Source organism: Ascidiimonas aurantiaca, from assembly GCF_037646345.1.
In the GTDB taxonomy this organism is placed as follows: domain Bacteria; phylum Bacteroidota; class Bacteroidia; order Flavobacteriales; family Flavobacteriaceae; genus Ascidiimonas; species Ascidiimonas aurantiaca.
On sequence record NZ_JBBEWR010000002.1, the window covers coordinates 377,891 to 397,418 of the forward strand.

18 protein-coding genes are annotated in these 19,528 nt (G+C 39.0%); 9 read left to right on the forward strand and 9 right to left on the reverse strand.

Translation table 11 applies throughout. The features are described from left to right. Positions 1-77 precede the first annotated feature (77 nt). Complete coding sequence (lpxK, locus tag WAO84_RS04270; RefSeq protein ID WP_340063826.1) at positions 78-1,094, reverse strand: tetraacyldisaccharide 4'-kinase; 1,017 nt, start codon at positions 1,092-1,094, stop codon at positions 78-80. Between the two features lie 44 nt (positions 1,095-1,138). Here lpxK and WAO84_RS04275 point away from each other — a divergent pair, with 44 nt between their 5' ends. The 8 genes from WAO84_RS04275 (at position 1,139) to WAO84_RS04310 (ending at position 7,457) form a co-directional block, all read left to right on the forward strand. Next, the gene (locus WAO84_RS04275) at positions 1,139-2,233 is read left to right on the forward strand and encodes a Nif3-like dinuclear metal center hexameric protein (RefSeq protein WP_340063977.1); all 1,095 of its coding nucleotides are present in this window, start codon (positions 1,139-1,141) and stop codon (positions 2,231-2,233) included. Positions 2,234-2,236: 3 nt separating this feature from the next. After that, a complete protein-coding gene (locus tag WAO84_RS04280) occupies positions 2,237-3,016 on the forward strand; it encodes a zinc ribbon domain-containing protein (protein WP_340063828.1) in 780 nt (259 codons plus the stop codon). Positions 3,017-3,078: 62 nt separating this feature from the next. Continuing rightward, on the forward strand, positions 3,079-3,765 hold the full coding sequence (locus WAO84_RS04285) for a hypothetical protein (RefSeq protein ID WP_340063829.1): 687 nt from the start codon (positions 3,079-3,081) through the stop codon (positions 3,763-3,765). A 170-nt stretch (positions 3,766-3,935) separates the two neighbouring features. Then, on the forward strand, positions 3,936-4,571 hold the full coding sequence (locus WAO84_RS04290) for a tetratricopeptide repeat protein (RefSeq protein WP_340063830.1): 636 nt from the start codon (positions 3,936-3,938) through the stop codon (positions 4,569-4,571). Positions 4,572-4,597: 26 nt separating this feature from the next. Next, on the forward strand, positions 4,598-5,929 hold the full coding sequence (locus WAO84_RS04295) for a 2TM domain-containing protein (RefSeq protein WP_340063831.1): 1,332 nt from the start codon (positions 4,598-4,600) through the stop codon (positions 5,927-5,929). Between the two features lie 28 nt (positions 5,930-5,957). Then, on the forward strand, positions 5,958-6,260 hold the full coding sequence (locus WAO84_RS04300) for a 2TM domain-containing protein (protein WP_340063832.1): 303 nt from the start codon (positions 5,958-5,960) through the stop codon (positions 6,258-6,260). A 93-nt stretch (positions 6,261-6,353) separates the two neighbouring features. Continuing rightward, positions 6,354-6,680: a 2TM domain-containing protein gene (locus WAO84_RS04305; RefSeq protein ID WP_340063833.1), complete on the forward strand. Its 327-nt coding sequence runs from the start codon at positions 6,354-6,356 to the stop codon at positions 6,678-6,680. A 21-nt stretch (positions 6,681-6,701) separates the two neighbouring features. Further along, positions 6,702-7,457: a LytR/AlgR family response regulator transcription factor gene (locus WAO84_RS04310; RefSeq protein ID WP_340063835.1), complete on the forward strand. Its 756-nt coding sequence runs from the start codon at positions 6,702-6,704 to the stop codon at positions 7,455-7,457. 13 nt (positions 7,458-7,470) lie between these two features. On the opposite strand, the gene WAO84_RS04315 is transcribed toward WAO84_RS04310, so the two are convergent. Next, positions 7,471-8,667: an LETM1-related biofilm-associated protein gene (locus WAO84_RS04315; RefSeq protein WP_340063836.1), complete on the reverse strand. Its 1,197-nt coding sequence runs from the start codon at positions 8,665-8,667 to the stop codon at positions 7,471-7,473. 224 nt (positions 8,668-8,891) lie between these two features. Between WAO84_RS04315 and WAO84_RS04320 the strand changes: the two genes are divergently transcribed. Then, positions 8,892-10,133 carry a hypothetical protein gene (locus WAO84_RS04320; RefSeq protein WP_340063838.1) on the forward strand — a complete coding sequence of 414 codons (1,242 nt, stop codon included), beginning with the start codon at positions 8,892-8,894 and terminating at the stop codon, positions 10,131-10,133. 239 nt (positions 10,134-10,372) lie between these two features. Here WAO84_RS04320 and WAO84_RS04325 read toward each other — a convergent pair whose 3' ends face one another. The 7 genes from WAO84_RS04325 to WAO84_RS04355 form a co-directional block, all read right to left on the reverse strand. After that, positions 10,373-11,110 (reverse strand): superoxide dismutase, encoded by a 738-nt coding sequence (locus tag WAO84_RS04325; protein WP_340063840.1) that lies wholly within the window; start codon positions 11,108-11,110, stop codon positions 10,373-10,375. A 31-nt stretch (positions 11,111-11,141) separates the two neighbouring features. Beyond that, on the reverse strand, positions 11,142-11,732 hold the full coding sequence (locus WAO84_RS04330) for a cysteine hydrolase family protein (RefSeq protein WP_340063841.1): 591 nt from the start codon (positions 11,730-11,732) through the stop codon (positions 11,142-11,144). Next, the gene (locus WAO84_RS04335) at positions 11,725-12,945 is read right to left on the reverse strand and encodes a bifunctional alpha/beta hydrolase/OsmC family protein (RefSeq protein WP_340063843.1); all 1,221 of its coding nucleotides are present in this window, start codon (positions 12,943-12,945) and stop codon (positions 11,725-11,727) included. Before WAO84_RS04335 ends, WAO84_RS04330 begins: the two co-directional genes overlap by 8 nt. Positions 12,946-13,084: 139 nt before the next feature. Beyond that, entirely contained in the window at positions 13,085-13,792 is a 708-nt protein-coding gene (locus tag WAO84_RS04340) for a DUF2490 domain-containing protein (RefSeq protein WP_340063844.1), read from the reverse strand. A gap of 75 nt (positions 13,793-13,867) precedes the next feature. Next, positions 13,868-17,092, reverse strand: a complete 3,225-nt coding sequence (locus WAO84_RS04345) for a WD40/YVTN/BNR-like repeat-containing protein (RefSeq protein WP_340063845.1) — start codon at positions 17,090-17,092, stop codon at positions 13,868-13,870. Positions 17,093-17,336: 244 nt separating this feature from the next. Beyond that, positions 17,337-18,131, reverse strand: coding sequence for an arginase family protein (locus WAO84_RS04350; protein WP_340063847.1), 795 nt, complete (start codon positions 18,129-18,131; stop codon positions 17,337-17,339). Between the two features lie 56 nt (positions 18,132-18,187). Continuing rightward, positions 18,188-19,528 (reverse strand): M28 family peptidase, encoded by a 1,341-nt coding sequence (locus WAO84_RS04355; protein ID WP_340063848.1) that lies wholly within the window; start codon positions 19,526-19,528, stop codon positions 18,188-18,190.

The window sequence follows — 19,528 nt, forward strand, 5'->3', positions numbered from 1 at the left end:
GTACATGTATTGTAAGACGTTTGTATTTCTTATTTATTTTAAATTTGAGTTAGTTAGTTTTCTGGAAAGCGTGGTGTTCACTCCGCGCTTTTAGACTTTATATACTTCTCAATTTTTTCATTAAAACGTTTTCCTCCTTTTTCATCTATAAAATATGTTTCTATGGGTAGATAAAAACAATTTTTCAACAGGCTTCCCATCCGTACAAAATCTTTTTCGGTCGTTATAACCCGTTCCAGCTTGTTAAGAGCAGCTATGTCTTCTTTCGTAAAAAAGTGATGATCGCGGTACTTCTTATGTTGAAAAGAAAACTTTTTGTTTTCCAGAAACCTAACCATAGGCCCGGGATCTGCAATACCGGTAACCAATGTGAAGGGGAGGCTCCGGTAGTTGTCAAGAAGAATTTTTTGGGTACCATTGGTAAGATAATCTGCATAACGTATGCCTGCAAAAAACAACTCCTGATGTTTTTCGGGAGCTATTTTATTAACAATCTCATTACGCTTCTCGTAAGTAAGAGAATCAGGACATTTAGTAACAACAATGATATTTGCTTTTCTGGCGCGACCTTTTATATCTCTAAGATCTCCTGCGGGAAGTAATACATCGTCTGTATAAAGTTTGTGGTAGGCGGTGAGCAATATAGTAAGTCCCGCTTTAATTTTACGATGTTGCAATGCATCGTCCAGAATAATTACTTCGGGTTTGTAGAGCGAATAAAGTTTAGAAACACCTCGTACCCTGTTAGCATCTACGGCTACTTTAACAGATGGGAACTTTTGGAAATATTGAAAAGGCTCATCACCCAGTTGTTTTACCGTTGTTCTTTCATCAGCTACCAGAAAACCTCTGGATGTTCTTTTGTAACCGCGGCTTAGGGTGGCTATGGAATGATTGTTTTGTAATACACGAATAAGGTATTCTACCATAGGTGTTTTACCAGTTCCACCAACACTCAGGTTACCTACACAAATTACAGGAAATGAAAACGATGAAGAAGTAAACAATCCCTTATCATAGCACCAGTGTCTGCATCTTATAATAAAGCCGTAGAGCAGGGAAAAAGGAAAAAGTAATTTTCTCAAAGCAGACATATTGGCGAAAGTATAATATTTTATCTTTGAAAAAAAATGTTGAGATGATCGTTCAGGATGTTATTGACCATATAGAAGAACTATGTCCCACTTATTATGCAGAAGATTTTGATAATACCGGTTTACTGGTGGGAGAGAAAACGGCCCGGGTCACCGGTATTCTGGTAACCTTAGATACTCTTGAAAATGTTGTAGAAGAAGCTATCCAAAAAAAGTGCAACCTCATTGTTAGCTTTCATCCAATACTGTTTTCGGGTCTAAAAAAGCTTACCGGAGCCACTTACGTAGAACGCGTAGTTATGAAAGCGCTCAGGCACGAAATACACATTTACGCAATGCATACCGCTCTTGATAATAATTTTCATGGAGTGAATGCAAGAATTTGTGATGTGTTGGGGCTGGTAGATCGAAAAATACTTATACCCAAACAAAAAACCATTAAAAAACTAGTAACCTATGTGCCGCATAAACAACTGGAGAGTGTAAGACAGGCGTTGTTTGATGCCGGGGCGGGTGCCATTGGTAATTACGATCATTGTAGTTTTAATTTATCCGGAATCGGCTCTTTCAGACCCGGAGAGGATACTAATCCAACTCTGGGGGAGAAGGGAACCACCCATTTTGAAGCAGAGACCCTGTTAAGCATGATTTTCCCCGCACATTTAGAAAAGAAGATACTTGCAGAGCTTTTTGCTAATCACCCGTATGAAGAAGTTGCTTATGAAATAACTACCCTGGAAAATACAAATGAGTATATAGGAATGGGTATGACCGGCATTTTAAAAACCCCAATGAAGGAGCAGGATTTTCTTCAACACCTAAAAGAAAAAATGAAAGTTTCCTGTATTCGGCACTCGGCTTTGCTGGATAAACAGGTAAGTAGCGTAGCTGTTTTGGGAGGTAGTGGCGCTTTTGCTATCGAGGCAGCTAAAAGCGCCGGTGTACAATTTTATATCACTGCAGATGTAAAGTACCACCAGTTTTATCAGGCAGAAAAAAAACTGGTAATCGCAGACATAGGACACTATGAGACAGAGCAGTTTACAAAAAATCTTTTAGTTGAGTATCTTAAGGAAAAAATTCATAATTTTGCAATCGTTTTATCAGACACCAATACAAATCCCATCAAGTACTTTTAAAATATGGCGAAGAAAACCGAAGTGACCGTCGAGGATAAGTTAAGAGCCCTTTACGATCTACAGTTAATTGATTCTCGTGTAGATGAGATAAGGAATGTAAGAGGAGAACTTCCCCTGGAAGTAGAAGACCTTGAAGATGAAGTAACAGGATTGAAAACCCGCCTTGACAAGTTCAATGACGAAATGGAGAGCCTCAATCTGGAAATTACAGGAAAAAAGAATCTTATTGAAGAAGCCAAAGCGCTCATCAAAAAGTATAACGAGCAACAAAAAAACGTTCGTAATAACAGAGAATATAACTCTTTGAGTAAAGAAATAGAGTTTCAGGAACTGGAAATACAATTGGCGGAAAAAAATATTAAGGAGTTTAAGGCACAAATTGAACAGAAGAAAGAAGTAATCGCTCAGAACAAAGAGCGTCTTTCTGAAAGAGAAAATCACCTCAAGCATAAAAAAGGCGAGTTAGAAGCAATTCTGGCAGAAACCGAAAAAGAAGAGCAGGCACTTATAGCCAAGTCAGAAGAGTTCCAGAAAATGATTGAAGATCGCTTGGTAGATGCCTATAAGCGCATTCGTAAAAATGTGAAAAACGGGCTGGCCGTAGTTCCTGTGGAAAGAGGAGCTTCAGGAGGGTCTTTCTTTACGATCCCTCCTCAGGTTCAAATGGAAATTGCATCCCGAAAAAAGATCATTACAGATGAACATAGCGGTCGTATTCTTATAGATCCTGCCATGGCAGAAGAAGAAAAAGAAAAAATGGGACAATTATTTAATTCCCTTTAATCGAAATATACAAATAAAAAACCCGCTAAACAGCGGGTTTTTTTATACCTTTTTATACCTCTATGGCACAAACCACAGTGATATCGGTTTTTAAATATAAAGGACTGCCTTCAAAATGGCGTGCTTTTGTACGTATGGGGTTTCCTCCTTTACAGAGCAAAACTATTCCCGGACTCCGGTTTTGGAGACCCATGGGTAGTGGTGCAGGAAATGGTTTTTCCATAAAACCCGACTTCTCCGTTTATGCACTGGTTACAGTATTTGAAAACGAAACATACGCACGGGATTTTATAAAAGGAAGTATTGTTCATGAATATCTTGCCGGTGCTTCACAGCACAGCCATGTCTTCATGCATAATGCTCAAACACATGGAATCTGGAACGGGCAAACCCCATTTGTATCGGAAATCCCGCTTGATAGAAAAAAACCTCTTTGTGTAATTACACGCGCTACTATTAAACCTGCACTGGTGCATAGTTTTTGGAAGAATGTACCTTCGGTTTCAAAAAGTATGGAGAATTTTGATGGACTGGTGTTTTCAAAAGGTATTGGTGAGTGGCCCTTATTCATGCAGGCGACCTTCTCAGTATGGGAATCTATGGAGCACATGATGAATTATGCTTACAAGAATAAAAAGCATGCACAAGTGATAAAAAAAACAAGAGAAACCGGATGGTACCGTGAAGAGCTTTTTGCACGTTTTCACCCTTTTGATCAATCAGGAGATTATATACCTTCTTTCCTTTAAAACAAAGCTTGTATTTATTGCAATATTAGCTTTTACATTTCATCCTTGATATTTAACAGTTCGGTAAGAGTTCTTTTTAAAATCACCTACTGCAGTGGATATTTGTACTGTGATTTAAAATATTTTTTTATTAAAAATGAGCAGATAAATAACGATTTAAACTTTTCAGGATGATACGATTAACTTTTTATATTCTTGTAACTTTACTAGGCATCATAAATGCGTATGCCCAAAATAGCGAATACGAGAAAGGAATGCAAAAAGCATTTGAATTATGGCAACAGCAAAAAACATCTGAGGCTTCCAACTTGTTTGAACGTATTGCAAACGCCGAGGAAGAAAACTGGATACCCTATTACTATACAGCGTATATAAATACAATATACAGCTTCGGGGAAAAAGATGCCGCCAAACACCATGCACAACTGGAAAAAGCCCAGCTTTATGTAGATAAAGCATTTGGTATAAGCAAAAACAACCCCGAGCTTATAGTACTTCAGGCACTTATTCATACAGCATGGATTGCTTTTGACGGACAAACCTATGGTATGGCCCTTTCGGGAAAGACCAATCAGCTTTATAGAGAAGCACTGGCAATCGCTCCTGAAAACCCAAGAGTATTGCTTTCATATGCAGAATGGAATATGGGTAGTGCCCGTTTTTTCGGGAAAGACACAACACCCTATTGTAAAGACGTTGAGAAAGCCTTACAACTTTTTGTTACCTTTAAAGAAGAAACACCCTTTTATCCCTCTTGGGGTAAAAGCAGGGCAGAAGAAGTACTTGCCTCCTGTAAGGTTGAATAATATAAAATAAAGATAGACCCGGAATTATGAAAAAACTAGTAAATACACTTGTAACCGGTATGATGATCGGACTGCTGTTAACTATTCTTTTTAATGTATATGAGATAGCAAATGGAGGTGTATTTAAACTTGACACCCGGTTTTTTCAGGACTTTTTTTACAACGTACTTTTCTCAACAGTAATTACTTTTATCAATGTGTATTACTTTGATTATATCAATCACAAAGTAAACTGGGTAAAGTATAGAAAGTACCGGTTGTTAATTGGTGCTTCGGGAAGCATAACCCTCACTATGATGGGGATCTTTTTTACCCGAATGATCATTGAAATTGTGTTTGAAGGAGAGAGTTGGGATGAGTTCATTTCAGGAGAACGATTCTCTTTTTATATCAATTCATTGCTTATTACAATTTTCATTTCAGCTCTTTTTCATGTAATATATCTTTATAAAGAGATCCAAAAGAATAAAATACGGGAACAAAAAATAATTGCAGGAACAGCGTCTGCTCAATTTGACGCTTTAAAAAATCAACTGGATCCTCACTTTTTATTCAATAGCCTTAACGTATTAACCGCTTTGATTGAAGAAGATCCCGATGCAGCACAGAAATTTACTACTTCACTTTCCAAAGTCTATCGTTATGTCCTTGAGCAAAAAAATAAAGAGTTGGTTACCGTCCAGGAAGAGTTGGATTTTGCTAGGTTGTATGTTGGACTGTTGAAAATGAGATTTGAAGATAGTATTGTATTTGAAATACCCGAAAAGGTAAACAATCCTGAAGCAAAAGTAGTGCCTTTGTCCTTACAGTTGTTACTTGAAAATGCCGTAAAGCATAATATGGTAACCCCATCGTCTCCTTTATTACTAACCATTCTTGAGGAAAACGGAAACCTTGTGGTACGTAACAAACTTCAACCCAAACAGGTTTTAAATAAAAGTACGGGAGTGGGGTTAATTAATATACAACAGCGTTACGGTATTCTCTCTGACAGAAAAGTAGAAATAGAAAAAACAAACAATACCTTTTCGGTAAAATTACCATTATTAACAAAACAAAAAAGTAGTATGGAAACACAAAAAACATATATAGAAGATAAGAGATACGAGCGTGCCCGTGAACGTGTAGAAGCCATTAAATCATTTTATGGCAACCTTACATCATACATTATAGTAATTCCATTATTAGCATATCTCAATTACCTCACATCCGATTTTCCCTGGGCCATTTTTCCGGCAGTAGGCTGGGGACTTGGAGTGATCGCACACGGTATGGAAGCCTTTGGATATAACCCATTTTTAGGAAAAAACTGGGAGCAAAAAAAGATCAAAGAATACATGGAAAAAGATAAATCATAAAAATATAACCATCAAATAAACACCAATTATGGAAAACCCTGAAAAAGAGAGTAGTTATCTCAAAGCAAAGGAGAAAGTAGAGAATATTAAAAAGTTCTATACCAGTATCATTTCATATATAGTAGTTATTTCTGGTCTGGCAGCTTTGAATTACTGGATAAATGAATGGAGATATGCATGGTTTCTTTGGGCCGCTTTTGGCTGGGGTATAGGTCTGGTTTTTCAAGCGCTCAGGGCTTTTGAGATCAACCCGTTCTTTAATAAAGACTGGGAAGAACGCAAGATCAGAGAATTTATGGATAAAGACGATCGAAGAAATCGCTGGGAGTAACAACCATATAGAGATACACCTATTCCTGTGAAAGGGATGAAATACTCCCGGAACATCGTAACCTGCATACTAAATAAACTTAAGACATACAAAATGAATAATTCACAATACAATGAAAAATATTCGCTGGCTAAGCGAAAAGTTGACAAGCTAAAAGGATTTTACTGGCATTTACTTATTTATTTGGTAATGAATACCGTTATTGTTTTCTTATCAGGTAAATACATAGAAGAAGCAGGGGGAGATTTTTGGGAATTTGGCACATTTGCCACAGCCATTTTCTGGGGTATAGGCCTTGTTATACATGGGTTGAGCGTTTTAAGCCCTTTATCCCGTTTTGAGAAATCCTGGGAAGAACGTAAAATAAGGGAGTTTATGGAAAAAGAGGAAAAAGAGTATCAGCGTAGTAAAAGCCAATAAAACTGTTAATAACCACTATCAATGCATATTATAATAATAGAAGATGAGAAGCCGTCAGCAAGACGTTTGCAAAGATTGCTCGAAAAACAAAATGTTACTGTAGATGTATTACTTCATTCTGTAGAAGAATCTGTTAACTGGTTTAGTAACCATAAAAATCCGGATCTGATTTTTCTGGATATCCAATTATCAGACGGGTTGTCTTTTGAGATATTTGATCATGTAGATATTAAAAGCCCTATTATTTTCACCACTGCCTTTGATGAATATGCACTACAGGCTTTTAAATTAAACAGTATAGATTATCTTCTTAAACCCATTGATGAAGATGATCTGGTAACTGCTATTAATAAATTCAAAGAAAGATTGCCTTCTAAAGACAAAGTAAGTATTGATTTTGAAGATATTAAAAAATTGTTGATAAACCCACTAGAACGCGAGTACAAAAAGCGATTCACGGTAAAAGTGGGACAGCACCTTAAAATGATCACCACCGATGAGATAGAGTGTTTTTACAGTGAAAATAAAGGAACGTATGCGCATACTGCAGACGGGAGAAACTACCTGCTGGAAACCACGCTCGAAAACCTTGAAAAAGAATTGGCGCCCGATATGTTTTTTAGAGTAAGCCGTAAGTTTGTAGTGAATGTAAACCACATACGGGACATGATCTCCTATACAAACTCACGTTTACAGGTGAAAATGAATAAGTTTAATGATATTGAAATTGTAGTTAGCAGGGAGCGGGTAAAAGACTTTAAAGACTGGCTCAGCTAGTGTAACACTCAGGTCATTCTTCTGTTATTCGGTTTTCATCAAAGGCAGAGGGGAGTAATGTAGGGATGAATTTTACCAGCAATGGCAATAAAACAGCTCCTCCGGGAAGTGCAAAAACCGCTAAAGAAGGGATACTTTTACATAGATCTATTAATAGCTTTCGCATACGCCGCTTTTCTTCTATGTTTAATTCTTTTACCGAAGACCGGGTTAACAACACCATTAACTCTCCGCTTTCACTGAGTTCTTGTAAAAGTCTTTTTTTATTTCTCAAAATGAGTTTAGTAACCGTTTTAGAAGATTGGTCGTAAAAGGCTTTCACCGGATTGGTTGATTGAAAAAAAGAAATACGGTCTTCATATCGATGAATAAAATCCCTGATATGCTCAAGTGATTTTACCATCTCTTCAGAAGATATGCTGAGTTTTTGGCAAAGGCTTTGTAAGTAACTTTCTTCTTTCGGGTCCAGAAGCACATCACCCCATAAGGCCATACAGGCAAGATCCATCATATACATACGCTCTTCTCTGGAATTAAAAAGATGGGGAGAGTAACCGGTCTCTTCTTGAATTTCGGTTTGCGATAATTCCTGGTACCGTAATGATGACTCCACCAACCTTATAAGCAATTCATCGTATTCCGATTTTTTCTCTTTTGAATTAAGGGCCTCAAATATTTCATGAGTAAGTGCTTTTTCCAATTGTATAGCATACTGCTCCAGATAATCTTCCTTGTTTAAATACCGGATAAAGGCTAATACATCAGAATAAAGAAGGGCATTGGTAATAAGGTTATTAAAGTTTTTAGTAATAAGATTACCGGTAATACGTATCCTGCTGTCAAGTAACTTTTCTAATTGTGAAGAGCAGCGTTTGCCTATGAGTATTTTTTCCAGAAAATTAAAATTACGGGCATTCAGTTTTTCATAAAAGTTCAAAATAACCTCAATACCTTGATTTAAGGAGGTATCCGGATGTTTTTGGCTGTAGTAGTACAGAAGTGCGGTTAACAGATTTACCTTTGTAATCTCATCTTCAGAAAGTGTATGCTGTGTAACAAGGTCAGGAACGGTTTTCACATTGGCACCATAAATAAATCCCGAGGCTCTTAAGCCCTCGTAAAAATCGACTTTCCGTTCAGTATGCATTAAACAATCTTTAGAAAGAATAGTAATTAGCTTATCAATCCAGCCGGATGCCGAAGGGTTCATGTGCTCTAAATTAAGTACTAAAATTACACTTTAAAATCAAAAATTAAATGTTTTCAGGTTAAATAAATGGTTATATCACTATCAGAAAAGAATGTAGAGATAACTAGAAAGTGTCTATTTCTTGGCGGATAAGGCAGATACAGATGTTAAAATATCTTAATTGTAAGAAAAAACTTGCTTACTATTATCAAAGATCATATTTTTGAGTTAAAACTTACAAAAAAATGAGGAAAAAACACTTATTTACTTTTGCTATGTTCCTGGTTATGATCTCCTGTGAAAAAAATGGGGTGACACAGGATGTTTACCAGGATGAACTGTCTATTGATAATGTGAACAGTACCGTGCTTTCTTCAGGATGGATCAATGGTTCATTACCACAGAGTGGTGCACCTTCACAATTAATTGTTCCAGATGCACAACTCAATGATCTCAATGTTGTAAGAAGCGGCCCGGCTGTTTATAAAAGTAATAATCCCGAGATTTTTCAAGGTAACGGCTGGCTAATGCAAAGCGCAAGAACTGATGCCAGCAGGGGAGGACAGCGATATCTGTTGAACGGTTCTAATGTGATCTATTTATTTCATATAAACCGATCCGGACGGAATCGTTATCTACACGTGCTTGCTTCAAATCCTAACAGCTCTAATATTTCCGTTTCTTACAGAGGCTCCGGTTACACTAATAGCCTGTCTGAAAGACCGTTGTTCGGAAAAGGTACGGGACCTTCATATGGAGTAGCGGAAGACTGGCTGAACAATAATCTTCCTGTAAGTGGTACTACCGGAAGTTTTGGTACAGGAAATATAAGACAGATATATCGTAAGCTTATGGGTAATACGAATATGTTGGATGCCCGTTTTGAAGTCACGTCAACTGGTCCTTGTATTTATTATGTGGTGGTAACCAGTTCCGGTTCTTTAACAGATGCCATTAATGCTTCTCAGGGATCGTTTGCAGCCGGTGATTATAGAATAGAATCTGCTAGTACCTTTGCACGTGAGGCAGGTATTTATGAAACCGGTACGGTCACAGCCGATAATACGATCACATTACCTTCGGGTCCTGCTCATATTGGTTTTAGTCTGAATACATCAAACAAATTTGCGCAGGTAGAAGATCAAACCAGCCCTTCTTTAATGACACTGGCTGGCTCTTCATCCCGAACTTATGGTAATTACGGGCATTATTACAAAGTAACTACCCGTATTCGTAATACGGGTTCTACAACCAGAAACGTAAAGTTTTATTTCGCATCAAATGCTACCGGTTCTCAGAGCAACGCTACTTACAATGGGCCGGTTAGGAGTAATGGAGTTGTGTTTGATGTATATACACAGTTCAATAATCCCAGACAACAAATAGCCAGTTGGAATATTAGCCCCGGCTCTTTTACCAATACAATTGAGTTTTATGTGCCCGGACTTATTACCACCAATCAACAAATTATATACGAAGTAAACTAATGTAATATAATATAGCATGAGGTTATCGTAAAGTAAATAAAAGAAAATTAAGACTGCAGACACAAAGAAAATGTAAATATCAACAACAATTTTTCTTATAGTTACTTAATTTGTTACGTTAGTTTCAGGCCCCTGTTTTTTTACAAAGCAGGGGTTTTGTTATTATTTGATGAAAGTATTACATATTAAAAAAACCGCGTGATGGCGCGGTTTATATTTTTATAAGTAGAAAATGTGTATTATGATAACCTTTCTTCTACTTTGGTCCAGTTAACAATGTTTAGAATATTGTTGAGGTATTCTCCTCGTTTGTTCTGGTATTTAAGGTAATATGCGTGCTCCCAAACATCAATACCTGCAAGGGGATGCCCTTGCTTATCTGCCACTTTCATTAATGGGTTATCCTGATTGGGAGTAGAGGTAACAAATAATTTCTTGTCGCTGTCTTCACATAACCATGCCCAACCCGAGCCAAACCTTTTAAGACCGGCCTGAGTGATCTCATTCATAAAAGCTTCTTTGCTGCCAAAATCCCTTACCAGTAATTTTTCAAAATTTTCAGACATGGCACCTCCGGGTGTAAGGATCTCCCAAAAAAGCGAATGATTGTAATGTCCGCCACCATTATTCCGTACCCCGTCAGATAGTTTTTCTTTTTTTAAGATGTCATCAATGGACGAAGTGGTTATTCCCTGTTCTGAAACGGCCTTATTTAGCTTGTTTACGTATCCCTGATGATGCTTGGAATAGTGTATTTCCATGGTCATGGCATCTACAGTATCTGTAAAGGCATCATATGCATAAGGTAATTGAGGAAGTACGAAGACGGGTGTGGTCAATGCTGCCTTTTCTGAATTTTCAGCAGGTGCTTTAGCATCTTTTTCATTGGTTTTACACGCTGATAGTATTAAAGACGGAGCAATGGCTGTTCCCGAAGAGAATAAGGCGGTAGTTTTTAAAAATTTTCTTTTGTCCATGAGATGTGTTTTGCTCCCTAAAATTAAGCAATCAATTTTTTTGCAACAAATTATTTATGGTAAAAGCGATTTCCCGGGTAGATACTACGGTCGCAAACTCTTTATGCAGGCTGGCGATGGCGGTATCATGAATAAGCTGTGCGGGATAGTTTTCACCTCTGGGGCCTTTTTTGGAAAAGGTAGCGGTTGCATCTTCTACTAAAAATGTTTGAAAACCATAATTTCCTGCCATCCTTGTTGTGGTGGAAACGCAATGATCGGTAGTAAGGCCTGCAATAACCAGTGTATTTATACGCAATTTTTCGAGTTGCTCTTTTAAAGAAGTACCAATAAAAGCGCTATTCACTTCTTTTTCTATAATGGGTTCATTGCTTTTAGGAACAATAAAGTCTTTAAAGTCATTTCCGGTAACACCTTTTCTTAAGGGGGAGTCGCTAACTACTGAGCAATGCTTGATATGAAAAACCGGGAATTTTTTTTGGCGCCAGAGTTGTAGCAGGCTTTCGATGTTTTTTTCGGCATGGGGATTGTTGCGTTCACCTCCCCAATAATCTAGGTTATCCATTCCTTTTTGTACATCTACCAGAAGTAGTGCGGGTCTGGGGTCTTTTATATCAGGCATCTATCAATACGGTTTTGATATTGACTTCATTGTTATGTAAGGTTCTGTGTACGGGACATTTGTTGGCAATATCTAATATTTTACTTCGTTGTACTTCACTTAAGGGCCCGCTTACCTTTATTTCACGCATAAAGGTGTCAATTTTGGAGGTTTCTTTTTCACAATTCTCACAGTCACTGGCATGTACTCTGTCAAAGTTTACATGTACTTCTACGTTTTCAAGGGGCCATTTTTTAAAATCGGTATATATTTTAAGGGTCATTGCGGTACATGCGGCGAGACCTGCGGAAACATAATCATAAGGAGTAGGGCCAAAGTTATGTCCTCCAACGCTTTCTGGTTCGTCTGCCGTGAGGTAATGATCTCCGGCTTTTAAACGGGTAGTAAAACCGTTTTCTGTATCCAGATTGGCTACTACCTGATGTTCTGAGCGCAATTTGGTAGCTTCGGGAAGTTTTACGTAACGTTTGGCCCAGGAAGCAATAAGCTCACCTACATACAGCGAATCGGTTTTGTTGCTCAATAAGTGGTCTGCACCATCCAGAGAAACAAAACTTTTTGGGTGAAAAGCGGCATCGTATATTTCTTTGGCATTTTCCACTTCTACTATTGTGTCCTGAGGAGAATGCATAATAAGGATGGATTTACGCATTTCATTTACGGTATCGGGAAGTGATTTGGTCTCGAGATCTTCAATAAATTGTTTTTTAATGGTGAAGTCCCGGCCTCCCAGATTTACTAATGCTTTCCCTTCTTCTTTTATATTTTTAATATTATTTTTAAAAAGGTGTTTTACGTGTTTGGGATTGGAAGGTGCTCCAATAGTTGCAATGGCTTTAATACTCTCTATTTGGGATGCTGCGAAAATGGAAGCAGCTCCGCCCAGAGAGTGGCCTACAATTAAAGAGGGGGCCTGGTAATGTTCCTTCAGATAGTCTGCTGCTGCCACAAGGTCTTCAACGTTTCCGGAAAAATTGGTATCTGCAAAGTCGCCTTCACTTTCTCCTAAACCGGTAAAATCAAAACGTAAAACACCAAAACCGCTGTTGGTAAGGGCCCTGCTTATATTGCGTACGGCTGCCAGGTTTTTGTTACAGGTGAAACAATGAGCAAAGACGGCAAAATTATGGGGATGCTGATCTAATGGTAACTCAAGCCTTCCTGATAATGCTTGTCCGTCCTTATTAGTGAAATTAATTTTTTGTGTATTCATAGTTTGCATCATTAGGTTTTTCCGGTTTAAAGAAAAACGTAAAGTTTGTATGCTTTTTTGGTCGTATTAAAGGTAAACAACTTTCTTTAAAGATCGGGATTGTAATAAATACTTTATACTGGGGGAAAAGTACTTTGTATTATTGTGAGACATCTTTTTTCCTAAAGTCTAGATTATAGAAAAGTGCCAGCTGAAGCCTGTCAAAATGTACATTGCTAAAATGGTTTTTTAAATAGCCAAACTGTATATTGGCATTTTTTTTAAACCGGTATCCTACGGCACCATAGATCCTGTTCTGATTAAAAAGCGGATCCTGTAAGTTTATAAAGATTTCGTTATAAGCACTTAAAAACCATTTTTCATTTAAGGGTAATGTCAGCAAAACACGATATCGGGCACGATGCTCTGTGAAAGAAGAAAAACTATCTTCAAAAAAGCGTTGTTCCAAACGGTAACGGTGCTCTACTTCAACTGTTTTGATTTTATTGCGTAAAATGAATTGTTGAAATATACGATGCTCTTTAAGGGTGTTTTCCAGAAAAGATGCTTCACCGGGAACGGCATCTTCAAAAGTGGGATCGGTATCGATATAAGCATATCCCAGGGTTACCATTGCTTCGGGAGTAATGTCGTAATTAAGCCCTGTTCTGAGCAGTAACTGATTAAAATTATCGTATAAATGATAGTATCGAAACTGGGCTTCAGAATGAATACTCCACTTGTCAGCTATTCTGTTTTGCCCAAAATACATGTACCAGGACCCCAAACGGTCTTCACCGGTATTCTGTCCATAGCCGGGTAATACATATCCTAACAGAAGAAAAACAAATATGCGAGAAAATTTCATGATTTTTACGTAGGGAATGAGATATTATAGAAAAACCGCCACACCCGAATTTTCAGGTGTGGCGGTTTGTAGTTCTTAATCTATAGAAAATGTTTTTGTTTCTTTAAAAGGGGATATTTCCAGTTTTTCCATTTCTGCTCTATACTCTTTCCAGTCTTTGTTGAAGAAGGCATTGGTTTTCTCCAATGCAGATTCCAGCGCATTGCGGGCATGTTCCATTAGTTTTTGCTCTGTTTTGGTAAGGCCTGTTGTTCGGGTACCTACATAAAAACCAGCAGTTTGAATACGACCTACTACTGTAGGATCGTTACTTCTGGTTATTCCCTGGCGTTTATCTATTTTACCAAGATACAGATCAATAATACTATCTGCCTTTTTACTGATTTCCTTTGAGGCTTTTATGTGTTCTTTATGTAATTCCTTATCTGCTTTTTTAAGGTCTTTTTCCATAGCGTCTGCTACTTCTTTACTTTGCACTAATTGTTCAACGGCATCTGTGGCCGTTTTTAAATAGCCTTCCAGTTTTTTACCGGCGGTATATATTTCGTTTATATCACCTGGGTTTAATTTAAGCCGTGGATCGGAGGCTACTTCAATGGTAGTTTCCTGAGTAGTCTCACCAAAGATCAGTTTTAACCGGTATGTACCTGGTTTTACGGGAACGCCTCCTGTCTCTCTTTTGGTTTTACTTATTTTCCGGGCCGGCCGGTTAGGCCCTTTTTCGCGCATACCCCAGTACATGCGGTGTATCCCGTTCTCTTTTGGGGTCTTCATTTTTAAGGTCCTTATGAGTCGGTTTCCATCGTAAATCTCTAGTTTAATAGAATCCTGGGTGACTTTATCTTTCTTGGGCTCTTCGTCAGGCTCGGTTTCTTCTTTGGGTTCCTTTTTATCTTTGCTATCTTTTTTAGCAGCGGGTTCTTCTTTTCTTTTGTTAAGGTAAAAGGTGATCATGGCACCGCGTTTACGGTTTTCGGCGTTGTATTCAGCATCTGCCCCAAAGCGGGTTCCTGAAGGCTGTTGATAGGCCGCCTGATAGGCGGTGGGAGGTTCAAACAAAACAACTTCTTTATTCAGAAGTGAAGGATCTGAGGCAATATCACGTAAAGGGCGAATATCATCCAGTACCCATGCGGCTCTTCCGAAAGTGCCTATTACAAGGTCGTGTTCCCGGGGTTGTATAACGAGATCTTTGGTAGATACTGTTGGGTAGCCTTCAGTCCACTTGGTCCAGTTTTCACCGGCATCAATAGAAACATAGAGTCCGTCATCAGTACCTAAAAACAGTAAATTGGGATTTACGGGATCTTCTACGATGCTTAGGGTGTAACTTTTAGCATCATTTTCATCTACGATTCTTTCCCATGTTTTTCCGTAGTCTTTGGTTCGGTATGCATACGGTATATAATTAAACCTGCGATAATCATTAGCAATTAAGAGTGCTTCTCCTTTATTTTTATTGGAAGCCTTTATTTGTGCAATCCAGCTACCTTTGGGTAATCCCTTTAGTTTGGAGGTGACATTGGTCCAGGTTGTACCTCCGTCACGGGTTACCTGAACGTTTCCGTCATCTGTTCCTACCCACAGCATATCTTTTTCAAGAGGTGAAGGTTCAATTACTAATATGGTACAGTGATTCTCTGCTCCGGTAGCATCCATGGTGAGTCCGCCACTTTCACTCTGTTTTTGTTTTTCGGGGTCATTGGTGGAAAGGTCGGGGGAGATAATACTCCAGGTGAGTCCTTTATCGGTGCTTTTATGTACAAACTGACTACCAAAGTAAACGGTGTTTTTATCAAAAGGATCCTGGCCGATCCCTGAATTCCAGTTGAAACGAAGTTTTACATCGGGATCGGGATGTGTGGGCCTTACGGTATAGTTGTTACCGGTTTCGGCATCATAACGTGAAACGAAGCCCTGCTGGCTCATGGCATAGCCGTAACGGGCATTGTCCTGATCGGGTACTACATCAAAGCCATCTCCAAAGGCAATTTCCTGCCAGTATGAGTTTCGTATGCCTTGGTCTTTCCATACATAGGCGGGACCTTTCCAGGAGCCGTTGTCCTGCATACCTCCATATACGTTGTATGGAAACTCGTTATCTACATTAATATGATAAAACTGAGCTACTGGTAGATTGCCAATGAAGCGCCAGCTTTTACCACCGTCGTAGGTAATGTTAAGACCACCATCGTTACCGTCTATCATAAAACTTCCGTCTTCAGGGTGTATCCACCAGGCATGGTGATCTGGGTGTACTCCGTTTGCTACGCCATATGCGGGCATAAGCTCTTTAAAATTCAGTCCACCATCCTGCGAAACATTTACATAGGTAAAAATAGAATATACTCTGTTTTCGTTTTGGGGATCGACATAGATCTCGGAATAATAGAACGGACGGTTCCCGATATCTCTTTTGTCGTTTATTTTTTCCCATTTAAAACCTCCGTCCTCTGATTTGTAGAGTGCATTTTTCTTAGCCTCTATGAGTGCATATACGATGTTGGGCTTACTTCTTGAAATGGCAATACCTATTCTCCCGAGATCTCCTTTAGGAAGCCCTTCTTTTTCTGTTCTTTTTTCCCATGTTTTACCACCGTCATGAGTGATATATAGTCCACTGCCGGGCCCACCGGAATTAAAGAACCAGGGGTCTCTTTTGTGTTCCCACATGGCTGCAATTAACTTATTGGGATTTGTGGGGTCCATAACAAGGTCTGCCACTCCGGTTTTGTTGTTCACAAAAAGGATCTTTTCCCAGGTTTCTCCTCCGTCGGTTGTTTTGAAAACCCCTCTTTCAGGGTGCTCTCCCCAGGGAGATCCTATGGCACCCACATATACGGTATTAGGGTTGTGAGGGTCAATTATAACTCTGTGTATGTGTCTTGTTTTCTCCAGCCCCATGAGTTTCCAGTTTTTTCCACCATCGAGAGACTTGTAGATACCGTAACCACCGTTAAGGCTGTTTCTGGGATTTCCTTCACCGGTTCCCACCCATATAACACTGGGGTTAGATTGTTGAATAGCAACTGCTCCAATGGAGGCGGTAACTTCTTCATCAAATACGGGTTTCCAGGTAATACCCTGTGATTCTGATTTCCACAAACCACCGGATGCGGTCCCCACATACATAATGTCGGGGTTGGAATGTACCACATCAATGGCGGTTACACGCCCACTCATGCCCCCGGGGCCTATATTTCTGGGTTTCATTCCTTTCACAGATTCCATTTGAAGCTTTTGGGCGCATAATGGAAGGGCTATAAAAAGAAGAATAAAAAAGGTAGATAAATGCTTCATCTTTTGGTCAATTAGTTAAACGTTTTTGATCTCTATTAAATATATTTAGCTGTAATGTATTCTGTTTACAGAAAAAAAGGAGGAATGTAAAGCAGGAAGATGTATTATCCTTCATGCAAAAGTGATTTTAACGGTTAGTTGTCGCCTAAAATTACAGAAAAGTAGCTTAGATATTCTTAAAGAGATGTTAATTAGGAATTAGGATCTTTAAAGGATACTGCTGTTTGCCAAAAAAGGGAAAATATTAGGCGAAAAGCATTTTTATAATGGGGTCAATGGTATGTAACTGGCTTTTATGAGATGCTACTGATTCCAGTAAACTACTTCCCACGGTATTAAAATGTTCTTTTAAAGTTTTAATATAGGTTATTGCTTCATGAATATGGAGACCGCCAGGTACCTGATAAAAGGTATGTGCGTATGCTGAAGGGTCTAAAACATCTGTATCAAAATGTATGTAGATATGTTTTATCTGGTTTGCTCTTAAAGCGTTCACAAGTGCAAAAGGATCGGTCTGGCGGGTTGTAAACAGTTTGTGTTTTTTAATAAATACTTTTTCCTGGGGATCTGTTTCTCTAAGACCTACATAAAATATTTGGGAAGGCAGGAGTTTTGAGAATAAGAGAGGTATCATGGCTTCCGGTCCTTCACCAGTAAGGGTTCGTAACGGCATACCGTGAAAGTTATGGCTGGGAGATTCATGAGGAAGGTTACTATCGGCATGTGCATCAAACCAAATGGCGGCAAAATGGGGTGCATACTTATGGTTAAGATAAGAAACCGGAATGATCTCCAGACCACAGTCACCTCCTAAAATTTGGAGGGTTTCGGGCTTTTTTTCTTCCAGTACACTTCGAAATTTTGAAAGCTGATCTACCAGAGATCCATGATAATTTACTTTTGATGACGGGGTACTGTCTTTTTCAGATAACGGGATCTTATAAAAGTTTTGTTCGTCCAATGTATTTAAAAGGGCTTTTGCTCCGTTAAGAACACTTTTATTACCGGCACCCTGCCATTGTGGAAAATAAATTTTCATTCCTGAATGTTAAAAAGAGAATGATGGTTCCCGGTGCATCAAAAATGCATATTTTTTTACCTGAAGGTCCCCGAAGGAAAGACCACTAAACTTTCATGTCCGTTTTTATGTACGGCAGCAACACCAAAATAATAATTGTCTATCACGATCCCTTCCAGAGTTACACTATTTACGTTCCCTACAAACCTGCTGTTATCCCAGGTAGGAGAGGTGGTGAGCCGCCAATACACTTTATACCCTATGATATCAGGGTCGTTATTTGCCTCCCAACGGAGTTTTGTTGAAGGCTCTACAATACCGCCAATCTCTACGTTTTGAGGTGCAGGTGGGGCAGAGGCGAGGCTGGCCAGGTTAATAGCATTGACAGCGGTAAGCTTTTTGGCATACTCAAAGTTTACGCCTTCAATAACATCGCCATAATCAATTCCGTTTTCGGTTCTAATGTCCTGATGCTGCCGGTTATAGTTTTCATGTGCCTCCATAATGCGAATACCGGCATAGCCAAGGTCGTTAAATGGCCGGTGATGCCCTCCTCGCCCAAAGCGATCCAAACGGTAAATCATCATAGGGTTCATTTCGGGCATATATTGTTTTACGGTTTTGTGAACATACCGGGCCAACTGCCGGGAAATACCATCTACTTCACCTCCGTAAAACCGTCTTGCCCTGCGTTGTTTTTCGGTTTCATTGGGAGGTACGGGTTCTGAGAAAATCCTAAAAGTGCGGTTATCGATCACCCCGTCAACTCCTTCAATATTACCTATCATGTCATTATTGAGTACGCCAATAATATCCCAGTTGTTCTCTTTTGCATACCGGGCCAGTCCTGCTCCTCCAAACAGTCCCTGTTCCTCCCCGGAAAGCCCTACATATACAATACTACTTTCAAATGTATATTTGGAAAGTACTCTGGCTGCTTCTATGGCACCGGCCATTCCTGAGGCATTGTCATTAGCCCCCGGAGCATCTATTTCGTAATTTAATGGGTCTGAAGCACGAGAATCGATATCACCGCTCATAATAATATAACGATTGGGATATTTAGTACCTCTTTGAATAGCTACTACATTCACGATCCAGGCGTCTTTTACAATTCTGGGACCCTCTCCTTTCTTTACAAAATCTTTTTGGTAAAACACTTCCAGGCAGTTGTTACACTCGGCAGCTATTTTATCAAATTCTTTTTTTATCCACCTGCGGGCGGCACCTATGCCTCGGGTTTCGGAAATAGTATCACTAAAGGTATTTCGGGTTCCGAAACCTGCCAGGATACGAATATCGTTTTCAAGCCTGTTTTCTGATACGTCATTAATGACATCATACAATTTGATATCTGTCTGGCTGTAAGAAAGGGCTACTGTTAAAAAAAATATTACAATACTAATTCTCTTTTTCAT